We start from the raw sequence: 18,143 nt of genomic DNA, 5'->3' as shown, positions 1-18,143 counted from the left end.
GCTCCTGCTTCCTGTCAGACCTGGATGAGGACGCCGCGGAAGATCGGGTCTTCGAGCGCACGGCCGGTGCCCAGCGCGACGCAGGTCAGCGGGTCCTCGGCAACGGTGACGGGCAGGCCGGTCTCGTCGCGCAGCACCTCGTCGATCCCTTCGAGCAGCGCGCCGCCGCCGGTGAGGACGATGCCCTGATCGACGATGTCGGCGGCCAGTTCGGGCGCGGTATTCTCGAGCGCGATGCGCACGCCCTCGACGATCGTGCCGACCGGCTCGGACAGCGCTTCGGCGATCTGGCCCTGATTGATCTGAATCTCCTTGGGTACGCCGTTGACGAGGTCGCGGCCCTTGATGTGGATCGTGCGGCCGATGCCGTCCGCCGGCGGCTTGGCGACGCCGACTTCCTGCTTGATGCGCTCGGCGGTGGCTTCGCCGATCAGCAGGTTATGATTGCGGCGGACATAGGAGACGATCGCCTCGTCCATCTTGTCGCCGCCGACGCGGACCGAGGTCGAGTAAGCGAGGCCGCGCAGCGACAGCACCGCGACTTCGGTGGTGCCCCCGCCGATGTCGACGACCATGCTGCCGATCGGCTCGGTCACCGGCATGTCGGCGCCGATCGCGGCCGCCATCGGCTCCTCGATCAGCATGACCTGCGATGCGCCGGCGTTCGACGCGGCGTCACGGATCGCGCGGCGCTCGACCGAGGTCGAGCCCGACGGCACGCAGATCACGATCTGCGGCCAGCGCATGAACTTGCGCTGCCCGGTGACCTTGCGGATGAAGTGCTTGATCATCTCTTCGGCGACGTCGATGTCGGCGATCACGCCGTCGCGCAGCGGGCGAATCGCCTCGATGCTGCCGGGGGTCTTGCCCATCATCAGCTTGGCGTCGTCGCCGACCGCCTTGACCCGCTTGATGCCGTTCAGCGTCTCGACCGCCACCACCGACGGTTCGTTCAGCACGACCCCGCGGCCGCGCAGATAGACCACGGTGTTCGCGGTCCCCAGATCGATCGCGAGATCATGCGACATCAACTTGAAAAAGCGGAAGAAACCCATCTGTTCGCACCGTTCTGTCGCGGCATGGCCCTGGCCGCTTGTTCGCACTGAAGTTTATACCTGACCCGTTCGAGGCGGATCGACTCCAGCCTCGAAAATCTGGCGGATACGGGTCGCAGGATGACGCCGCTTGGGCTACACCGGCATCCATGTCAATACGCCGCTTGCCGGAGCATCTTGTCAACCGGATCGCTGCCGGGGAAGTGGTGGAACGCCCCGCCAGCGCGCTCAAGGAACTCGTGGAAAACGCGATCGATTCGGGCGCGTCGCGCGTCGCCGTGCGGCTGGCGGGCGGCGGGATCGAGCTGATCGAGGTGACCGACGACGGCTGCGGCATGGACCGCGCCGAGATGGCGCTCGCGCTGGAACGCCATGCGACCTCGAAATTGCCGGAAGCCTTGTGGGAGCATGGGGCAATCGAAGCGGTGACCACGCTGGGCTTTCGCGGTGAGGCGCTGCCGTCGATCGCGAGCGTGGCGCGGCTGACGATCGAGAGCCGGGTGCGCGGCGGCGCCAATGATTCCGGGGGCTGGTCGCGAGCGGTGGACAATGGCGCGCTGGCGGGCGAGGGGCCGGCAGCGCTGCCGCCCGGCACGCGGGTGCGGGTCGAGGGACTGTTCGAAAAGGTGCCGGCGCGGCGCAAGTTCCTGCGCTCGACGCGGTCGGAATATGCCGCGTGCCTCGACGTCGTGAAGCGGCTGGCGATGGCGCGGGCCGATGTCGGCTTCTCGGTCGAACATGACGGGCGGCGCGTATTGAGCGTGCAGGAGGGGATGAGCCGGCCCGAGCGGGTCGCCGCGCTCACCGACCGCGAGCTGGCGGGCAACAGCGTGGGCGTGGATTTCGAGCGCGAAGGCGTGGTCCTTGGCGGCGTCGCCGGGCTGCCGACCTTCAACCGTGGCGTGGCGGACCACCAATATCTGTTCGTCAACGGACGCCCGGTGAAGGACCGGCTGCTCAACGGCGCGGTGCGTGGCGCCTATGCCGAGATGCTGGCGCGCGACCGCCATCCGGTGGTCGCGCTGTTCCTCGACGTGCCCCCAGATCAGGTCGATGTGAACGTGCATCCGGCCAAGACCGAGGTGCGCTTTCGCGACCCGCAACTGGCGCGCGGGCTGATCGTCAGCGGGCTGAGGCGTGCATTGGACGAGGCGGGCCACCGCAGCGTACAGCGTGCCGATGCGGCGGTGATGGGGTTGTGGCAGGCCGAACCGCTCGCGCCAGCGCCCGCCCCCCAGGCGAATCTATGGGGCGAGACCGCGACGCTGCCCCGCACCAGCGCCGTGTTCGACCGCCGGACGAGCTTCATCGCGCCGCCCCAGGCGCGCGCCGAACCCGCCGCCGCGCCGGTGCCGGGCGTGACCAGCTTCCCGCTCGGCGTGGCGCGGGGGCAGGTGGCCAAGACCTATATCGTCGCCGAAGCCGAGGACGGGCTGGTGCTGGTCGACCAGCACGCCGCGCACGAGCGGCTGGTGCTCGAACGGATGCGGCGCGCGATGAGCGATGGCGGGGTCTCCTCGCAGGCGCTGCTGCTGCCCGAGGTGGTCGAGCTTGACGAGCCGGCGTGCGACCGGCTCGAGGCACGCAGCGCCGAGCTGGCCGAGTTCGGGCTGGAGCTGGAGCGGTTCGGCCCGCGCGCGATGCTGGTGCGCGCGACCCCGGCGATGCTGGGCGGGGGCGATGTGAGCGCGCTGGTCACCGACATCGCCGACGAACTGGCAGCGTTCGACGAGGCGCTGTCGCTGAAGGAGCGGCTCGACCATGTCGCGGCGACGATGGCGTGCCATGGATCGGTGCGCGCCGGGCGGGTGCTGTCGGTCGCGGAGATGAACGCGCTGCTGCGCGAAATGGAGGTCACGCCGCATTCGGGCCAGTGCAACCATGGCCGCCCGACCTGGGTGAAGCTGGCGCATGGCGATATCGAGAGGCTGTTCGGGCGGAAGTGAGGCGCCACGCAACCGCTTGAAGTGCGGCGCGTTTTGCGTCCAACCGAACAGAGGAAGCACCATGACTCATCAGCCACCGATTCCCCAGGAATCGCAATCGCCCTATCCGCTCCATCCGGCACCAATACCCGAAGCGGTGAAGCAGCGCGCTGCCGAAGCCGAAGCCGAAGCCGAAGCCGAAGCCGAGCGGTCGGCGGCTGAAGCGCACCATGGTCCGAACCAAACCACGCTGTTCGGCATCGGCGCCGCCGTCGCGCTTGGTGCCGCTGCCGCGTTGAGCAGCTATCTCTATGCGCGGCGCGGGGCCGCGTCGGGCAAGGCCAAACGCGGCGCGTCGGGCAAGCGCAAGCAGGGCCAGGCGTCCGCCGATCGCAAGGCCGCCAGCGCGGCCCGTCACTGACGCGGCGACGGCAGGCGCAAAAAACAGCGCATTTGCAGCACGCTAGCTGCCGTCAGTTTTCATCCGATGCAACCTTCGCCGCCGCAACGCATTGTTAGCCATGAACAGAGCGTTCGAGTGAGGAAGTGATGAGCAAGGTAATGCCAGTGGTACTCGCGGCGGTGCCGTTGTTCGTGATGCTGACGGCGATGTTCGCCGGCTGAGACCCAGACCCCTTCGCCCCCAAGCGAAACAGGAGGCCGTCCGGAGCGATCCGGGCGGCCTTTTGGTCGTGCGCGACGATGCCATCCACGGACGGCGCGCCTCAACGAAAAAGGCCGCCCCGGTTGCCCGGTGCGGCCCTTTTCTTGGTTCGCAAGCAGCGAGGGGATCAGCCCTCGGTCTGCTCCTCGGCCGGAGCGTCCTCGCGGGCTTCCGCGGTCGCGCCGGGCTCGGCATTGGGGTCGTATGCCTCGACGAAGCCGGCTTCGTCCTTCTCGAACATCGCCTCCATCACGTCGACGCCCTGTGCCTGCATGTCCGCCTCTTCCGGCGAACGCGCGACGTTGACCTTGACGGTCACGGCGACTTCGGCGTGGAGCGCGACGCGCACTTCGTACAGGCCGATCGACTTGATCGGCTTGTCGAGGACGACCTGCGCCTTGGTGACATGATGCTTGTCGGCGTTGAGCGCCTCGACGATGTCGCGCACCGCGACCGAGCCGTAAAGCTGGCCGGTGTTCGACGCCTGGCGGATCAGGGTGACCGAAACGCCGTCCAGCGTCTTCGATTCCTTCTCGGCGTCCGAACGCTTGGCGGCGTTCTCGGCGACGATGCGCTCGCGATTGGCCTCGAAGACCTTGCGGTTCGCTTCGTTCGAACGAAGCGCCTTCTTGTTCGGGAGCAGGAAGTTACGGGCAAAGCCGTCCTTCACGCGCACCACGTCCCCGATATGGCCGAGCTTCTCGACCCGCTCGAGCAGAATGACTTCCATGGGTCCGCTCCTTACTTAACGATGAAGGGCAGCAGGCCCAGGTGACGGGCGCGCTTGATGGCGACGGCCAACTCGCGCTGCTTCTTCGCGCTCACCGAAGTGATGCGCGACGGGACGATCTTGCCGCGCTCGGACACGAAGCCCTGCAGCAGACGAACGTCCTTGTAATCGATCCGGGGCGCGTCCTTCGCGGAGAAGGGGCAGCTCTTGCGGCGGCGGAAAAAGGGTCGTGCCATGATTCTTTCTCCTTACTCGCCCGAGTTGCTGAAGCCGGTGTTGTTACCGCCTTCTTCGCGGTCGCGGCGGCCACGGCCACGCTCGCGCTCCTGGCCCTTGCGCATCATCACGGTCGGACCCTGCTCCAGCTCGTCCACGCGGACGGTCATGTAGCGGATCACGTCTTCGTTGATCTGCGTCTGGCGCTCCAGCTCGGCGACCACGCCGGCGGGGGCGTCGATCTCGAGCATCACGTAATGCGCCTTGCGGTTCTTCGCGATCTTGTAGGCGAGCGAACGAAGACCCCAGGTCTCGGTCTTGACGACCTTGCCATTGTTGTCCTCGACGATCTTGGTGGCGGTTTCCGCCAGCGTGTCCACCTGCGCCGGTGCCAGATCCTGGCGCGCAAGGAACACATGCTCGTACAGAGCCATGCGTCATTCTCACTGTTGGCCGATCGCTGACGCCCGCACCATGCGAAACGCCCCTCCGGCTGTCGTTCATATGCGAAAAGCGGCCAGCCGAGGCTGCCGCTCAACGAGGCGCCATTACGCGCGCTTCCGGCAAAAGGCAAGCGGCGGGGCATCGCTGCCCCGCCGCCCGGGAGGAAGTCTTAGCGGATCATGCCGGCGAAGACCGCCGCGATGATGCCGGAGGTGATGCCGATCAGCACCGCGTCATTGCCCGACTGGACATAGCGGTAGCCGCGCGGCGGCGCCCGCAGGCCGCGATACTGGCGGTAATCGACCTGCCGGTAGTTGCGGGCATAGCGGCTGTCGAAGCGTTCGCCGCGCTTCCAGTTGCGATACTGGCTACGGGTTGGCTGGTAGCGGCGGTCCCGTTCGAAGCGGTTGTCGCCATAGCGGTCGCCATAGCCGCTGCGCTGGGTCATCTCGTAACGCTGCGGCGCGGCAGCGGCGGGAGCCGCGGCCAGGATCGGGCTGGCGACCAGCGTGGTCGCGACGGCGGCGAGAACGAACTTTTTCATTTCATCTACTCCTCTGTGAGGCCCCCTGTTCGGGTGACAGATGCAATTTGGGCGCAGGGTGTCGCGCAACTATCGCGGGCGAGCGGCAAAATGGTCGCCGAGTGTCGCAAGCCGTTCAGCTTCGTTCATCTTGCGGGATCGGCGCGAGGGGCATAGGGCCGGCGCCTGATTTCGAGGAGCCTTAAGCAATGCGTGCCTTCATTTTTCCCGGTCAGGGGAGCCAGTCGGTCGGCATGGGGCTGGCGCTGAGCCAGGCGAGCGCGACCGCGCGCGAGGTGTTCCAGGAGGTCGACGAGGCGCTGGGGCAGAATCTGTTCAAGCTGATGACCGAGGGGCCGGAGAGCGACCTGTTACTGACCGAGAACGCCCAGCCGGCGATCATGGCGCATGCCATCGCGGTGCTGCGCGTGCTGGAGAAGGAAGGCGGCCTGCGGCTGGCGGAGAAGGCCGATTTCGTCGCGGGGCATAGCCTCGGCGAATACACCGCGCTGTGCGCGGCGGGCGCGCTCGATCTCGGCGTGACGGCGCGGCTGCTCAAGCTACGCGGTCAGGCGATGCAGGCGGCGGTGCCGGTGGGTGAGGGCGCGATGGCGGCATTGCTCGGCGCGGACCTCGTCAAGGCGCAGGCGATCGCCGATGCCGCGGCGCAGGGCGAGGTGTGCAGCGTTGCGAACGACAACGACCCGTCGCAGGTGGTGATCTCGGGCGCGAAGGGCGCGATCGACCGCGCGGTCGGGCTGGCGAAGGAACATGGCGCGAAGCGCGCGGTGCTGCTGCCGGTGTCGGCGCCGTTCCACTGCCCGCTGATGCAGCCCGCGGCTGACGCGATGGAGAAGGCGCTTGGCGAAGTCGCGATCCGCGCGCCGCTGGTGCCGGTCTATGCCAATGTGACCGCGGCGCCGGTGAGCGACCCCGACACGATCCGCACGCTGCTGGTGGAGCAGGTGACCGGCATGGTGCGCTGGCGCGAATCGGTCGCGGCGATGTTCGATGCTGGCGTGCACGATTATGTCGAGCTTGGCGGCAAGGTGCTCGGCGCAATGGTCAAGCGCATCGCGCCGGACGCGGGCGTGACCAGCGTGGTGACGATGGACGATATCGAGGCGCTGGAAAAGGCGCTCTGAGGAGATGAGCATGTTCGACCTTACAGGCATGACCGCGCTGGTGACCGGCGCTTCGGGCGGGATCGGCTCGGAAATCGCGAAGGCGCTGGCTGCGCAGGGCGCTCGGCTGGCGGTTTCGGGGTCCAATGCCGGGAAACTGGAGGCGTTTCGCGCCGAACTGGGCGGCGACCATGTCGCATTGGCGTGCAACCTCAGTGACGGGGCCGCGGTGGACGCGCTGGTGCCGTCGGCGGTCGAGGCGCTGGGGAAGGTCGACATCCTCGTCAACAATGCCGGGGTGACGCGCGACAACCTGGCCATGCGCATGAAGGACGAGGAGTGGGACACGGTCATCCGCGTCAACCTCGAGGCCGCGTTCCGGCTGATGCGCGCCGCCGCCAGGCCGATGATGAAGGCCCGCTTCGGGCGGATCGTGTCGATCACGTCTGTCGTGGGTACGACAGGGAACCCCGGACAGGCCAACTATGCCGCGTCCAAGGCCGGGCTGGTCGGCATGTCCAAGGCGATGGCGCAGGAACTGGCAAGCCGCGGGATCACGGTGAACTGCGTCGCGCCGGGCTTCATCCGCTCGGCGATGACCGATGTACTGCCCGAAGCGCAGAAGACCGCGCTGCTGACGAAGATTCCCGCGGGCGACCTCGGCGATGGCGCGGATATCGGCGCCGCAGTTGTCTATCTGGCATCGAGGGAAGCCGGCTATGTGACGGGTCAGACGCTCCATGTGAACGGCGGCATGGCGATGATCTGACCGTGCCCAGGCCACTTGCGCCCCCTTGCGCGGGACCAAGTGGCGTTCTACGTGCGTTCAGGAAACACCGGATTCAGCCTCAATAAGAAGGAACAGGGTATGAGCGAGACCGCCGATCGCGTGAAGAAGATCGTCGTCGAGCACCTCGGCGTCGAAGCCGAGAAGGTGACCGAGGACGCGAGCTTCATCGACGACCTGGGCGCGGACAGCCTCGACATCGTCGAGCTGGTGATGGCGTTCGAGGAAGAGTTCGGGGTCGAGATCCCCGACGACGCCGCCGAGAAGATCACGACCGTCAAGGACGCGATCACCTATATCGACGAGAATCAGGGCTAAGCGGGTCACCGCCATGCCGGCCCGCTCGGGCAGGATTTGACGAACGGCTCCCGGTCCCGGAAAGGGGTGGGGAGCCGTTTCGCATTCTAAAGACTACGGAGAGATACTATGCGCCGCGTCGTCGTGACTGGCCTTGGCCTCGTGACCCCGCTGGGTGCGGATGTCGAGACCGCGTGGAAGAACATCGTCGCGGCGAAGTCCGGCGCGGGCACGATCACGCGCTTCGACGCGACCGACTATCACACCAACTATGCGTGCGAAGTGAAGCCCGCCGACCATGAATACGGCTTCGATCCGGGCAAGCGAGTCGATCACAAGATCCAGCGTCAGGTCGATCCGTTCATCATCTATGGCATCGACGCGGCGGGACAGGCGATCGAGGATGCCGGGCTGACCGACATGACCGACGAACAGCGGTTTCGCGCCGGCTGCTCGATCGGCTCGGGCATTGGCGGGCTCCCGGGGATCGAGAGCGAATCGCTGGTGCTGGCGGAGAAGGGGCCGAAGCGCGTCTCACCGCATTTCGTGCACGGGCGGCTGATCAACCTGATCTCGGGCCAGGTCTCGATCAAATATGGGCTGATGGGGCCGAACCATGCGGTGGTGACCGCATGCTCGACCGGCGCGCACTCGATCGGCGACGCCGCGCGGATGATCGCGATGGACGATGCCGACATCATGCTGGCGGGCGGCGCAGAGGCGACGATCTGCCCGATCGGCATTGCCGGCTTCGGCCAGGCACGCGCATTGTCGACCGAGTTCCGCGACGAGCCGTGGCGCGCGAGCCGGCCGTGGGATCAGGGCCGTGACGGCTTCGTCATGGGCGAGGGCGCCGGGATCGTCGTGCTCGAGGAATATGAGCACGCCAAGGCGCGTGGCGCGAAAATCTATGCCGAGGTGGTCGGCTATGGCCTGTCGGGCGACGCCTATCACGTCACCGCGCCGCATCCCGAGGGTTCTGGCGCGTTCCGCTCGATGCAGATGGCGATGAAGAAGTCGGGACTCGACGTGTCGGACATCGACTATATCAACGCGCACGGCACCTCGACACCGCTCGGCGACGAGCTCGAGCTGGGCGCGGTGCGCAAGCTGTTCGGCAACGCCATCGGCGATCTCAGCATGTCCTCGACCAAGTCGGCGATCGGCCATTTGCTGGGTGGCGCGGGCGCGGTCGAGAGCATCTTCTGCATCCTCGCGATGCGCGACCAGATCGCGCCGCCGACGCTCAACCTCGACAATCCGAGCGAGAATTGCGCGGGCGTCGACCTGGTGCCGCACAAGGCCAAGGAGCGGAAGATCAAGGCCGTGCTGAACAACTCGTTCGGCTTTGGCGGGACCAATGCGAGCCTCGTGATGAAGGCGGTCTGACCGCCGCAGGAGATACATGGCGATGCTGCGCAAGCTCGGCTGTTTGGGCGTCATCGCCGTGCTGCTCGCGGTCGGCGCGGCCTTCTGGGGCGCGAACCAGTGGGGCGGGCCGGGGCCGGCCAGGACCAATGTCACGGTCGAAGTGCCGGCCGGCGCGACGATGACCGCGGCGGCGCAGGCGATGGAGAAGGCCGGCGCGATCCGCGACGCCGACACCTTCCTGTGGATGGCACGCATCTTCGGCGATGACACCCCGATCCAGGCGGGCGAATATCGCGTGCCCGCGAAGATCAGCCAGTCCGACATCCTCAAGATGCTGCAGGGCGGCAAGACGCTCCAGCGCTTCGTGATGGTGCCCGAGGGGATGCCGTCGATCATGGTGCATGAGCGGCTGATGGCCGCGCCGCACCTCGGCGGCGAGGCGGCGGTGCCTGCCGAGGGGTCCGTGCTGCCCGACAGCTATGCCTATGCGCGCGGAGATACGCGGCAGAAGGTGCTCGATTCGATGCAGGCGGCGATGACCCGATATCTCGCCGCCGCCTGGGCGAAGCGCAAACCGGGGATCGCGGTGAACACGCCCGAGGAAGCGATCATCCTCGCCTCGATCGTCGAGAAGGAAACCGGAAAGCCCGCGGAGCGGCGGATGGTCGCGGGGGTCTATTCCAACCGGCTCAAGCGCGGCATGCCGTTACAGGCCGATCCGACCGTCATCTATCCGGTGACCAAGGGCAAGCCGCTCGGCCGCCGCATCCTGCGCTCCGAGCTGCAGGACAAGAACGGCTACAACACCTATGCCAGTGCCGGGCTGCCGGTCGGGCCGATCGCCAATCCCGGGCGCGCGAGCATCGACGCGGTGCTGAATCCGGAAGCGACCAACGCGCTCTATTTCGTCGCGGACGGCAGCGGCGGGCATGTCTTCGCGGACACGCTCGAGCAGCACAACGCCAATGTGCAGAAATGGTATGCGCTGCGGCGGGCACGCGGCGAAATGTGACAAATGCTCGCTCGTAAGGCAGGCTAGCCCGCCGAAATACGGGAGGATGCGATGTCTGCTGAAAATGTGGCCGTGATCCAGGGGCTCTACGACGCCTTCGCCGCAGGCGACGTCGCCGGCGTGCTGGGGCGAATGAGTCCCGACATCGTCTGGTGCGAGGCCGAGAATTTCCCCTATGCCGACGGCAACCCCTATCGCGGACCCGAAGCAATCGCGGCCGGCGTGTTCGCGCGCTGCGGCAGCGAATGGGACGGCTTCACCGTGCTGCCCGAGGAACTGCTCGATGCAGGCGACCGCGTGGTGATGCTCGGCCGCTATGCCGGCACCTACCTCGCCACCGGCAAGGCGATGAACCCGCAGGTCGTCCATCTGTGGACCGTCCGCGACGGCAAGGCGGTGGCGTTCGAACAGCGCGTCGATACGCTCGACGTCGCGCGGGCGACCGGCGCGGCGTGAGCGGTTAGCGCGGCAGCGCCACCGCGCCGCGTGCGAGCTGCTCGATTTCGTCCATGCTCGCGCCTTTGGGCGTGACCCAGCTGCCGCCGACGCACAGCACCGGGTCGAAGCCGAGCCAGTCGGGCGCGGTCGCCGGGCTGATCCCGCCGGTGGGGCAGAATTTGGCCTCGTGGAAGGGCGCGGCCAGCGCCTTGAGCGCCCTGAGGCCGCCGCTGGTCTCGGCCGGGAAGAATTTGAAGTGGCGCAGGCCCAGGTCATAGCCGCGCATGATGTCGCCCGCGCTCGCCACGCCGGGCAGAAACGGCACGCCGCTCTCGACGATCACGCTGCCGAGCCGCTCGGTGAGGCCGGGCGACACGATGAACTCGGCGCCGGCATCCATCACCTGCGCGAACTGATCGGTGCTGACGACCGTCCCCGCGCCGACGATGGCACCGGTTACCTGCTTCATTTCGCGGATCGCGTCGAGTGCGGCAGGGGTGCGCAGCGTGACCTCGAGCACCTTGAGCCCGCCACGTACCAGCGCCTCCGCCAGCGGCCGCGCGGTCGATGCGTCATCGATCACCAGCACGGGGATGACGGCGCTGGTCCGCATGATCGCTTCGATGTTGGTGACTGGGGTCACTGGCTATGCTCCTGCGCGAATGCCGCCGCTGCGCCGTAAAGGCCGGGCTGGGGGTGGGTGATCAGCTTGACTGGAATGCCGGCCATTAGCGACTGGAACCGCCCCTTGGCAATGAAGCGCTGGCCGAACCCGGAATTGAGCAGCCGGTCCTTGAGTCGATAGCCGAGGCCCCCCGCGATCACCACGCCGGTCGGTCCGTGCGCGAGCGCGAGATCGCCCGCCACCGCGCCGAGCGCAAGGCAGAAGCGGTCGAGCGCGGCGGCGGCGAGCGAGTCGCCGCCCTCGAGCGCGAGGCTCCAGATCGCCTTGTCGTCGAGATGGGCGACCGGCTTGCCCTCAATCGCCGCCAGCGTTTCATAGATCGGGACGATGCCGGGGCCGGACACGATGCGCTCGGCCGAGACGCGCGTGTAGCTCGGGCGCAAGCGGCGGACGATCTGGTCCTCGATCTCGTCCAGCGGCGCATAATCGATATGGCCGCCTTCGGTCGGGATGACGTGATAGGCGCCGCTGCCGGTGCGGAACACCTGCGCGACGCCAAGGCCGGTGCCGGGGCCGCAGATGGTGATCGCGCCCTGTTCTGGCAACGTTGTCTGCGGACCGCACAGATGAACGAAGTCGCTGTCGGGCAATTGGGCGACGGCGTGGCCGATCGCGCCGAAATCGTTGATGATGGTGAAGGCGTCGACGTTCAGCCGCTCCTTCACCAGCGGCTGGCGGATGATCCACGGATTGTTGGTGAGCTTGATCAGCTCGCCATTGACCGGCGAGGCGACGGCGATCGCGGCGGCGCGGGGCAGGGCGCGCGCTGCGCTTGCGGCAAAGGCTTCCCAGGCAAGCTGCAGGCTGGCGTGATCGGCGGTCTTCTGCGTGACCGGCTCGCCCATCGCCACCACGCGGCCGCCTTCGACCTGCGCAATGGCGAAGCGCGCGTGCGTGCCCCCGATATCGACTGCGACGACGTCCATGCCTTGTCCCTTCAGAGTTCCGCCGCGGCGAGCATCGCGGATCCGCCCGCTTCCGCCTCGCTCGCCGTGAGCCGCATCAGCGCGAACAGCTCGCGGCCAACGCCGGCCTCGGCGGGTGGCGGCGCGGCTTGCTCGCGGGCGGCCCATTCCACCGGATCGACCAGCGCGCTGAGGATGCCCTCCTCCGCACACAGGCGGATGACATCGCCGTCGCGCAGCTTGCCGATGGGACCGCCACCGATCGCTTCCGGCGAGAGATGGATCGCCGCCGGCACCTTGCCCGACGCGCCCGACATTCGCCCATCGGTAACGAGCGCGACGCGATAGCCTTTGTTCTGCAGCACGCCGAGCGGCGGGGTGAGCTTGTGCAACTCGGGCATGCCGTTGGCGCGCGGACCCTGGAAGCGGACCACGACGACCACGTCGCGGTCGAGTTCGCCGGCCTTGAACGCGTCATGCACCTGTTGCTGGTCGGAAAAGACGCGGCACGGCGCCTCGATCGTCCAGCGGTCGCGCGCCACGGCGGAGACCTTGATGCACGCGCGGCCGAGATTTCCCGAGAGGATGCGGAAGCCGCCTTCTTCGGAGAAGGGCGCGTCGATGGTGCGCAGGATGGTGTCGTCGCCGCTGGTTTCGGGGTGGTCGCGCCAGACGAGCTGGTCGCCGTCGAGGTCAGGCTTGCGCGTGTAATCGGCGAGGCTGTCGCCGGCGACGGTGGTGGTGTCGGCGTGGAGGATGCCGCCCCTGATCAGTTCGCGGATGACGAAGGTCGGGCCGCCGGCATCCTCGAATCCGTTCACATCGGCCGAGCCATTGGGATAGACGCGAGCCAACAACGGCACGACGCGCGAGAGGCGGTCGAAATCCTGCCAGTCGATCAGAATGCCGGCGCAGCGCGCGATGGCGGGCAGGTGGATGAGGTGGTTGGTCGAGCCGCCGGTGGCGAGCAGCACCACCGCCGCATTAACGATCGCGCGTTCATCCACGATCTCACCAATCGGGCGGTAGTCATTGCCATTCCACCCGATTTCCGGCAGCCGCTGCACCGCTGCCCTGGTCAGTTCCTGCCGCAGCTTGGTGCCGGGATTGACGAACGACGCGCCTGGCATGTGCAGCCCCATCGCCTCGACCATCATCTGGTTCGAATTGGCGGTGCCATAGAAGGTGCAGGTACCCTTGCCGTGATAGGCGGCGATCTCGCTGTCGAGCAGTTCCTCGCGGCTCGCCTTGCCCTCGGCATAGAGCTCGCGGACGCGCGCCTTGTCGCTGTTGGCGATGCCGGTGCGCATCGGCCCGCCGGGGATCAGCACCATCGGCAGATGGCCGAAGCGCAGCGCGCCCATCAGCAGGCCCGGCACAATCTTGTCGCAGATGCCGAGCAGCGCCGCGCCCTCGAACACATTGTGGCTGAGCGCGATGGCGGTGGCCATGGCGATGCTGTCGCGGCTGAACAGCGACAGCTCCATCCCGGCATAGCCCTGAGTCACTCCGTCGCACATCGCCGGAACGCCGCCCGCGACCTGCGCGGTGGCGCCCGCTTCGAGCGCCCACACCTTCATCTGCTCGGGATAGCGGTAATAGGGCGCATGGGCCGAGAGCATGTCGTTATAGGCGGTGACGATGCCGATGTTCATCGACCGCCCCTCCTTCATCCGGTCGCGCTGCTCGTCGGTCCCGGCAAAGGCATGGGCGAGGTTGGCGCAACCGAGCCGCGGGCGCCCGACGCCATTCTCGCGCTGCTGGGTCATCAGCGCGAGATAGGCGGCGCGGCGGTCCTTCGACCGCTCGATGATGCGATCGGTGACGGCGGCGACTTCGGGATGAAGCGGCATTGATTCAGTCCCTTATTCGGCCCAGTGGATATCGACTGGCAACTCGGTTTCGGCGAGCACGCGGCCAATCGGGTAGGACGAAGACGGCCCCTGTTCGGCGGCCTTTTCCAGCACCTTGCGCTTCTCCGCGCCGGTGATCGCGATCATCAGCGACTTGGCGTTGGCGATGGCGGCGGCGGACAAGGTGACGCGCGCGACCGGGGCTTCGCTGGGCAGCGGATCGGGCATCACGCCCAATGCGCGGCGCTCCTTGGGGCCGCTCAGCGCCTCGTCATAATCGGGGCCGGGGAAGATCGAGGCGGTGTGCCCGTCCGCGCCCATGCCGAGCAGGACGAGGTCGAGCGGCCAGTGCAGGTCCTGCAGGCGGGCGTCCGCCGCGCGGCCTGCGGCCTTGTAGTCCTCGGCCTTGTCGCTGATCAGCGGGATGACGCGCGCGCCCTTGGGCAGGAACGCCTTGCCGAGCGCCGTGACGTTGGACAGCGGATCGCCGAGCGGGACGAGCCGGTCGTCGGTCGGCACGATCGTGACGCGCTTCCAGTCGAGCTTGGCGCCCGCGAGCTTCTCATAGATCGGCGCCGGGGTCTTGCCGCCCGGCAGCGCGATCACCGCAGCGCCGCGCGCGTCGATCGCGCTTTCGATGATGAAGCCGATGTCACCGGCGAGCGCTTCGGCCCACTCGTCGCCATCCTCATAGTCCCACCATTCGATTTCTTCGGCCATGTCTTCGTGTCTCCAGCGGATGCCTAAGTGTGCAAACGCGCTTATTCGTTCCAGGTTACGCCGTCACGCTCGGTCAGCGCGATCGCCGCGCTCGGTCCCCAGGTGCCGGACGCATAGGACTTGGGCCTGACGTCCGCGCTGTCCCAGCCGGCGCGGATCGAGTCGATCCAGTCCCATTGCGCCTCCACCTCGTCGCGGCGCACGAACAGCGTCGGATCGCCTTCCAGCAGATCGAGCAGCAGCCGCTCATAGGCGATGCGGCGGCGCGTGCCGGCGAACTCGTGCTCGAGGCTCAAGTTCAGCGGCACTTCGCGCAGCCGCACCCCCTCGCGGTCGAGGCCAGGCTCCTTGGCCATCACCAGCAGGCGGACATATTCCTCGGGCTGGATGCGGATGATCAGCGTGTTCGACTGCAGCACGCCGCCGCGCTCGGCGAAGATCGAATGCGGGACCGGCTTGAACTGGACGACGATCTCCGATCGCCGCTCGGTCATGCGCTTGCCGGTGCGCAGGTAGAAGGGCACGCCCTGCCAGCGCCAATTGTCGACATGCGCCTTGACCGCGACGAAGGTCTCGGTGCGCGAAGGCTTTTCCAGCTCTTCGGCATAGCCCGCGACGATCTTCCCGCCCGACGCACCGCCGGTATATTGCCCGGTGACCGTCAGGTTCGCCGCGTCCTGCCCGGCGATACGACGCAGCGAGCGCAGCACCTTGACCTTCTCGTCGCGGATCGAGGTGCCGTCGAAGCGGGCAGGGGGTTCCATTGCGATCAGCGCGAGCAGCTGGAGAATATGGTTCTGCACCATGTCGCGCAGCGCGCCGACATCATCATAATAGCCCGCGCGGCCTTCGAGTCCAACCGTCTCGCTGACGGTGATCTCGACATGGTCGATCCCCGCCGCATTCCAGATCGGCTCGAACAGCGAATTGCCGAAGCGCAGCGCGAGGATGTTCTGGACGGTTTCCTTGCCGAGATAGTGATCGATGCGGAAGGTGCGGTTCTCGGGGAAGACGCTGGCGACCGCATCGTTGATCTCGCGGCTCGAGGCGAGGTCGAAGCCCAACGGCTTTTCGAGGCCGATGCGGACATTGTCGCCCGCCAGCCCCGCCGAGGCGAGGCCCTCGATCGTCGGCTCGAACAGGCTCGGCGCGGTCGACAGGAAGATGGCGAGGCCGTTCGAGATGTCGCCGAGCTTGGCCGCGAGCTCGCCGAAGCCATCGGTCTTCGACGCGTCGAGCGGCTGATATTGCAACCTGTCGAGGAAGCTCGCGATCTGCCCATCGTCCTTGCGGTCGTCGGGCAGATGAGTCGCCAGCGCCTTGGCCGCGAAGTCGCGATATTCCGCGTCTGACAGCGTTGACCGCGCGGTGCCGGTTATCGTCAGCCCACTCGACAGCAAGCCATCGGCATGGAGGCCGTAGAGCGAGGGCAGCAGCATGCGCTGGGCAAGGTCGCCCGTCGCGCCGAACAGCAGCAGCTTGCCGAATGGATCCCGCATCGTTCCTCCAACGCCTGTCGGTTCGTCCCCTAGCAGCGGCACCGCGCGGGGCAAGCGGGGTTGCGCTTGTCCGGTCTAAAGGACCAGCCCGGCCGTGGGGTCGAGCCCCGCCATGATGTTGAGGTTCTGCACCGCAGCGCCGCCCGCGCCCTTTCCGAGATTGTCGAGCGTGGCGACCAGCCGGACCTGCCCGCGCTCGGCATTGCCGAACACGCGCAGATGCATGCGGTCGGTGCCCGCGACTTCCTCGACCGTGACCAGCGACACGCCCTCGCTCGGCAGCACATGCACCACCGGCGAATCGCGATAGGCGTCGGCGAGCGCGCTCTCGATCGCCTGCACCGACGGCTTGCGCGGGAGGGCGTGAAGCGCCAGCGGCACCTCGATCAGCATGCCGCGATAGGCGCGCGCGACCGCGGGCTGGAAGATCGGGGCGTGATCGATCCGCGCATGTTTCTGCATTTCGGGCAGATGCTTGTGCTCGAGGCTCATGCCATAGGCGCGGAAGGCGGTGTCGGCCGTGCCGTCCTCGAACTCCGCGATCATCGCCTTGCCGCCGCCCGAATAACCCGAGGCGCCGCTCGCCGAGAGTCCCCAGTCGGGCGGGATCAGCCCGGCGCGGACCAGCGGGCGGACGAGCGCGAGAAAGCCGGTCGGCCAGCAGCCGGGGTTGCTCACCAGCCGCGCCTCATGGATCGCCGCGGCCTGCGCTGGATCGAGCTCGGCAAAGCCATAGGTCCAGCCATCCGCGACGCGGTGCGCGGTCGAGGCGTCGATGATGCGCGTAGCGCTGTTGGTGGTTAGCTCGACCGCCTCGCGCGCCGCGTCGTCGGGCAGGCACAGGATCACGAAATCGGCCGAATTGAGCGCCTGCGCGCGCCTTTTGGCGTTCTTGCGGTCGGCGTCAGCGAGCGTGATCAGCTCGATCTCGCTCCGTCCGGCGAGCCGGTCGGCGATTTCGAGGCCGGTGGTGCCCGCGGCGCCGTCGATGAAGACGCCGATCGTCATGCCGCCACCTTCAGATGGCTGGCGTCGACATAGCCGACCAGACCGGGGGCCGGGGCACGGCCCCAGGCGCTGCCCGCCGACAGTTCGAGGACTTCGAACAGATCGCCGATCGCCAGCTGCACGAGCGTCTCGGCGGCGGGATCACGGCTTTCGAGCAGCGGGGTGGCCGCCGTGGCGACATAGGTCACCGGCGCGGCATAGTGCGGTGCGAAGACGCGGCTGGCGAGACGGACATCGGCCAGGTCGCGGCGCGCGGCATCGGTGCGCGGATCGATTCGCGCCGAGCGCCCGGTCAGCGCGAATCGGCTACGCGCTGCGCCGGACGGGGTGGTCCGCGCCGGTTTCGCCGGTGACGAATTGTCCGAATTCTGCAAGAAACTCCGCCCCTTCCGGTGTGCGCGCGACGAAGATGTTGCGTTTGTCGGTGTCGTCGCGCTGGCGGCGCAGATAGCCGAGGCTGCCCAGCCTGTTCAAGGCGCGCGTCACCACCGGTTTGGATACGTTGAGCGCCTTGGCCAATCCGCGCACGGTGTGCGGTCCTGAATCGAGATAGACCAGCAGCATCAGCGCCATCTGGCGGTTGGTGAGATCCGGCTCGCCCGACCGGACATAGTCGATCAGGGTCGACTTCCAATTATATAGCGAATGGTCGCTCATGGCGTTCATCGCATGGCACTCGCTGGTTGGTTACACACCCGCAAGGAGCGGGGCTTTCAGCGGCATTAACGCCCCGATAGGCAACGAGTTTCAGCGACACGGCGAAATGTTGCGCTGAAGTGACGATTGTTCGCGAGTTTGGGTTCAGCAAAGCTGAACGGGCGGCACCGGCCCGCTCCCCCACCCGGCCACCCATCAAAGATACACTGAAGTGGGTGGCCGGGTGGGGG

Annotated in this window: 22 protein-coding genes; 8 read left to right on the top strand and 14 right to left on the bottom strand. The window is 67.4% G+C overall.

Translation table 11 applies throughout. The annotated features are described in order from the left end of the window. Positions 1-14: 14 nt before the first annotated feature. Complete coding sequence (locus M9978_RS21795) at positions 15-1,055, bottom strand: rod shape-determining protein (protein WP_254297094.1); 1,041 nt, start codon at positions 1,053-1,055, stop codon at positions 15-17. Positions 1,056-1,204: 149 nt separating this feature from the next. Between M9978_RS21795 and mutL the strand changes: the two genes are divergently transcribed. Next, positions 1,205-3,001 (top strand): DNA mismatch repair endonuclease MutL, encoded by a 1,797-nt coding sequence (gene mutL, locus M9978_RS21790; RefSeq protein ID WP_254297092.1) that lies wholly within the window; start codon positions 1,205-1,207, stop codon positions 2,999-3,001. A gap of 61 nt (positions 3,002-3,062) precedes the next feature. Next, on the top strand, positions 3,063-3,401 hold the full coding sequence (locus M9978_RS21785; RefSeq protein ID WP_254297090.1) for a hypothetical protein: 339 nt from the start codon (positions 3,063-3,065) through the stop codon (positions 3,399-3,401). Between the two features lie 94 nt (positions 3,402-3,495). Here the strand turns inward: M9978_RS21785 and M9978_RS21780 are convergent, their stop codons facing one another. The 5 genes from M9978_RS21780 to M9978_RS21760 all read right to left on the bottom strand — a co-directional run bounded on the left by M9978_RS21780 (position 3,496) and on the right by M9978_RS21760 (position 5,578). Then, positions 3,496-3,693: a hypothetical protein gene (locus M9978_RS21780; RefSeq protein WP_254297088.1), complete on the bottom strand. Its 198-nt coding sequence runs from the start codon at positions 3,691-3,693 to the stop codon at positions 3,496-3,498. A gap of 78 nt (positions 3,694-3,771) precedes the next feature. After that, positions 3,772-4,374, bottom strand: coding sequence for a 50S ribosomal protein L9 (gene rplI / locus M9978_RS21775; RefSeq protein WP_254297085.1), 603 nt, complete (start codon positions 4,372-4,374; stop codon positions 3,772-3,774). A gap of 11 nt (positions 4,375-4,385) precedes the next feature. Next, complete coding sequence (gene rpsR, locus M9978_RS21770; RefSeq protein WP_069321915.1) at positions 4,386-4,610, bottom strand: 30S ribosomal protein S18; 225 nt, start codon at positions 4,608-4,610, stop codon at positions 4,386-4,388. A gap of 12 nt (positions 4,611-4,622) precedes the next feature. Then, positions 4,623-5,024: a 30S ribosomal protein S6 gene (gene rpsF / locus M9978_RS21765; RefSeq protein WP_254297083.1), complete on the bottom strand. Its 402-nt coding sequence runs from the start codon at positions 5,022-5,024 to the stop codon at positions 4,623-4,625. Between the two features lie 179 nt (positions 5,025-5,203). Continuing rightward, positions 5,204-5,578, bottom strand: coding sequence for an RcnB family protein (locus M9978_RS21760; RefSeq protein WP_254297081.1), 375 nt, complete (start codon positions 5,576-5,578; stop codon positions 5,204-5,206). A gap of 188 nt (positions 5,579-5,766) precedes the next feature. Here M9978_RS21760 and fabD point away from each other — a divergent pair, with 188 nt between their 5' ends. The 6 genes from fabD to M9978_RS21730 all read left to right on the top strand — a co-directional run bounded on the left by fabD (position 5,767) and on the right by M9978_RS21730 (position 10,604). Continuing rightward, the gene (gene fabD / locus M9978_RS21755; RefSeq protein ID WP_254297079.1) at positions 5,767-6,702 is read left to right on the top strand and encodes an ACP S-malonyltransferase; all 936 of its coding nucleotides are present in this window, start codon (positions 5,767-5,769) and stop codon (positions 6,700-6,702) included. Positions 6,703-6,712: 10 nt separating this feature from the next. Then, complete coding sequence (fabG, locus tag M9978_RS21750; RefSeq protein ID WP_254297077.1) at positions 6,713-7,450, top strand: 3-oxoacyl-[acyl-carrier-protein] reductase; 738 nt, start codon at positions 6,713-6,715, stop codon at positions 7,448-7,450. Positions 7,451-7,549: 99 nt separating this feature from the next. Continuing rightward, entirely contained in the window at positions 7,550-7,786 is a 237-nt protein-coding gene (locus M9978_RS21745) for an acyl carrier protein (protein ID WP_066575645.1), read from the top strand. 108 nt (positions 7,787-7,894) lie between these two features. Beyond that, on the top strand, positions 7,895-9,154 hold the full coding sequence (fabF, locus tag M9978_RS21740; RefSeq protein ID WP_254297075.1) for a beta-ketoacyl-ACP synthase II: 1,260 nt from the start codon (positions 7,895-7,897) through the stop codon (positions 9,152-9,154). 25 nt (positions 9,155-9,179) lie between these two features. Then, a complete protein-coding gene (gene mltG, locus M9978_RS21735) occupies positions 9,180-10,148 on the top strand; it encodes an endolytic transglycosylase MltG (RefSeq protein ID WP_254297112.1) in 969 nt (322 codons plus the stop codon). 51 nt (positions 10,149-10,199) lie between these two features. Beyond that, a complete protein-coding gene (locus M9978_RS21730) occupies positions 10,200-10,604 on the top strand; it encodes a nuclear transport factor 2 family protein (protein WP_254297073.1) in 405 nt (134 codons plus the stop codon). A 4-nt stretch (positions 10,605-10,608) separates the two neighbouring features. Here the strand turns inward: M9978_RS21730 and eda are convergent, their stop codons facing one another. The 8 genes from eda to M9978_RS21690 all read right to left on the bottom strand — a co-directional run bounded on the left by eda (position 10,609) and on the right by M9978_RS21690 (position 17,922). Then, positions 10,609-11,229, bottom strand: coding sequence for a bifunctional 4-hydroxy-2-oxoglutarate aldolase/2-dehydro-3-deoxy-phosphogluconate aldolase (gene eda, locus M9978_RS21725; protein ID WP_367305143.1), 621 nt, complete (start codon positions 11,227-11,229; stop codon positions 10,609-10,611). Next, a complete protein-coding gene (glk, locus tag M9978_RS21720) occupies positions 11,226-12,197 on the bottom strand; it encodes a glucokinase (protein WP_254297071.1) in 972 nt (323 codons plus the stop codon). The genes eda and glk overlap by 4 nt, the downstream gene beginning before the upstream one ends. A gap of 11 nt (positions 12,198-12,208) precedes the next feature. Then, complete coding sequence (edd, locus tag M9978_RS21715; RefSeq protein ID WP_254297069.1) at positions 12,209-14,029, bottom strand: phosphogluconate dehydratase; 1,821 nt, start codon at positions 14,027-14,029, stop codon at positions 12,209-12,211. Positions 14,030-14,041: 12 nt separating this feature from the next. After that, positions 14,042-14,749, bottom strand: a complete 708-nt coding sequence (pgl, locus tag M9978_RS21710) for a 6-phosphogluconolactonase (RefSeq protein WP_254297067.1) — start codon at positions 14,747-14,749, stop codon at positions 14,042-14,044. Between the two features lie 41 nt (positions 14,750-14,790). Next, on the bottom strand, positions 14,791-16,248 hold the full coding sequence (gene zwf / locus M9978_RS21705) for a glucose-6-phosphate dehydrogenase (protein WP_254297066.1): 1,458 nt from the start codon (positions 16,246-16,248) through the stop codon (positions 14,791-14,793). 75 nt (positions 16,249-16,323) lie between these two features. Further along, positions 16,324-17,256, bottom strand: a complete 933-nt coding sequence (gene argC / locus M9978_RS21700) for an N-acetyl-gamma-glutamyl-phosphate reductase (protein WP_254297064.1) — start codon at positions 17,254-17,256, stop codon at positions 16,324-16,326. After that, positions 17,253-17,630: an SH3 domain-containing protein gene (locus tag M9978_RS21695; protein WP_367305142.1), complete on the bottom strand. Its 378-nt coding sequence runs from the start codon at positions 17,628-17,630 to the stop codon at positions 17,253-17,255. The genes argC and M9978_RS21695 overlap by 4 nt, the downstream gene beginning before the upstream one ends. Further along, the gene (locus M9978_RS21690; protein WP_254297062.1) at positions 17,563-17,922 is read right to left on the bottom strand and encodes a MarR family transcriptional regulator; all 360 of its coding nucleotides are present in this window, start codon (positions 17,920-17,922) and stop codon (positions 17,563-17,565) included. The genes M9978_RS21695 and M9978_RS21690 overlap by 68 nt, the downstream gene beginning before the upstream one ends. Positions 17,923-18,143 lie beyond the last annotated feature (221 nt).

The sequence above is a fragment of the Sphingomonas tagetis genome (assembly GCF_024211275.1).
GTDB lineage: Bacteria > Pseudomonadota > Alphaproteobacteria > Sphingomonadales > Sphingomonadaceae > Sphingomonas > Sphingomonas tagetis.
This window is presented reverse-complemented; position numbering and strand designations above follow the sequence as displayed.

Coding starts and splice junctions, on each gene's coding strand:
- M9978_RS21795 (WP_254297094.1), bottom strand. CDS start 1,055: ATGGGTTTCTTCCGCTTTTTCAAGTTGATGTCGCATGATCTCGCGATC.
- mutL (WP_254297092.1), top strand. CDS start 1,205: ATGTCAATACGCCGCTTGCCGGAGCATCTTGTCAACCGGATCGCTGCC.
- M9978_RS21785 (WP_254297090.1), top strand. CDS start 3,063: ATGACTCATCAGCCACCGATTCCCCAGGAATCGCAATCGCCCTATCCG.
- rplI (WP_254297085.1), bottom strand. CDS start 4,374: ATGGAAGTCATTCTGCTCGAGCGGGTCGAGAAGCTCGGCCATATCGGG.
- rpsR (WP_069321915.1), bottom strand. CDS start 4,610: ATGGCACGACCCTTTTTCCGCCGCCGCAAGAGCTGCCCCTTCTCCGCG.
- rpsF (WP_254297083.1), bottom strand. CDS start 5,024: ATGGCTCTGTACGAGCATGTGTTCCTTGCGCGCCAGGATCTGGCACCG.
- M9978_RS21760 (WP_254297081.1), bottom strand. CDS start 5,578: ATGAAAAAGTTCGTTCTCGCCGCCGTCGCGACCACGCTGGTCGCCAGC.
- fabD (WP_254297079.1), top strand. CDS start 5,767: ATGCGTGCCTTCATTTTTCCCGGTCAGGGGAGCCAGTCGGTCGGCATG.
- fabG (WP_254297077.1), top strand. CDS start 6,713: ATGTTCGACCTTACAGGCATGACCGCGCTGGTGACCGGCGCTTCGGGC.
- M9978_RS21745 (WP_066575645.1), top strand. CDS start 7,550: ATGAGCGAGACCGCCGATCGCGTGAAGAAGATCGTCGTCGAGCACCTC.
- fabF (WP_254297075.1), top strand. CDS start 7,895: ATGCGCCGCGTCGTCGTGACTGGCCTTGGCCTCGTGACCCCGCTGGGT.
- M9978_RS21730 (WP_254297073.1), top strand. CDS start 10,200: ATGTCTGCTGAAAATGTGGCCGTGATCCAGGGGCTCTACGACGCCTTC.
- glk (WP_254297071.1), bottom strand. CDS start 12,197: ATGGACGTCGTCGCAGTCGATATCGGGGGCACGCACGCGCGCTTCGCC.
- edd (WP_254297069.1), bottom strand. CDS start 14,029: ATGCCGCTTCATCCCGAAGTCGCCGCCGTCACCGATCGCATCATCGAG.
- pgl (WP_254297067.1), bottom strand. CDS start 14,749: ATGGCCGAAGAAATCGAATGGTGGGACTATGAGGATGGCGACGAGTGG.
- zwf (WP_254297066.1), bottom strand. CDS start 16,248: ATGCGGGATCCATTCGGCAAGCTGCTGCTGTTCGGCGCGACGGGCGAC.
- argC (WP_254297064.1), bottom strand. CDS start 17,256: ATGACGATCGGCGTCTTCATCGACGGCGCCGCGGGCACCACCGGCCTC.
- M9978_RS21690 (WP_254297062.1), bottom strand. CDS start 17,922: ATGAACGCCATGAGCGACCATTCGCTATATAATTGGAAGTCGACCCTG.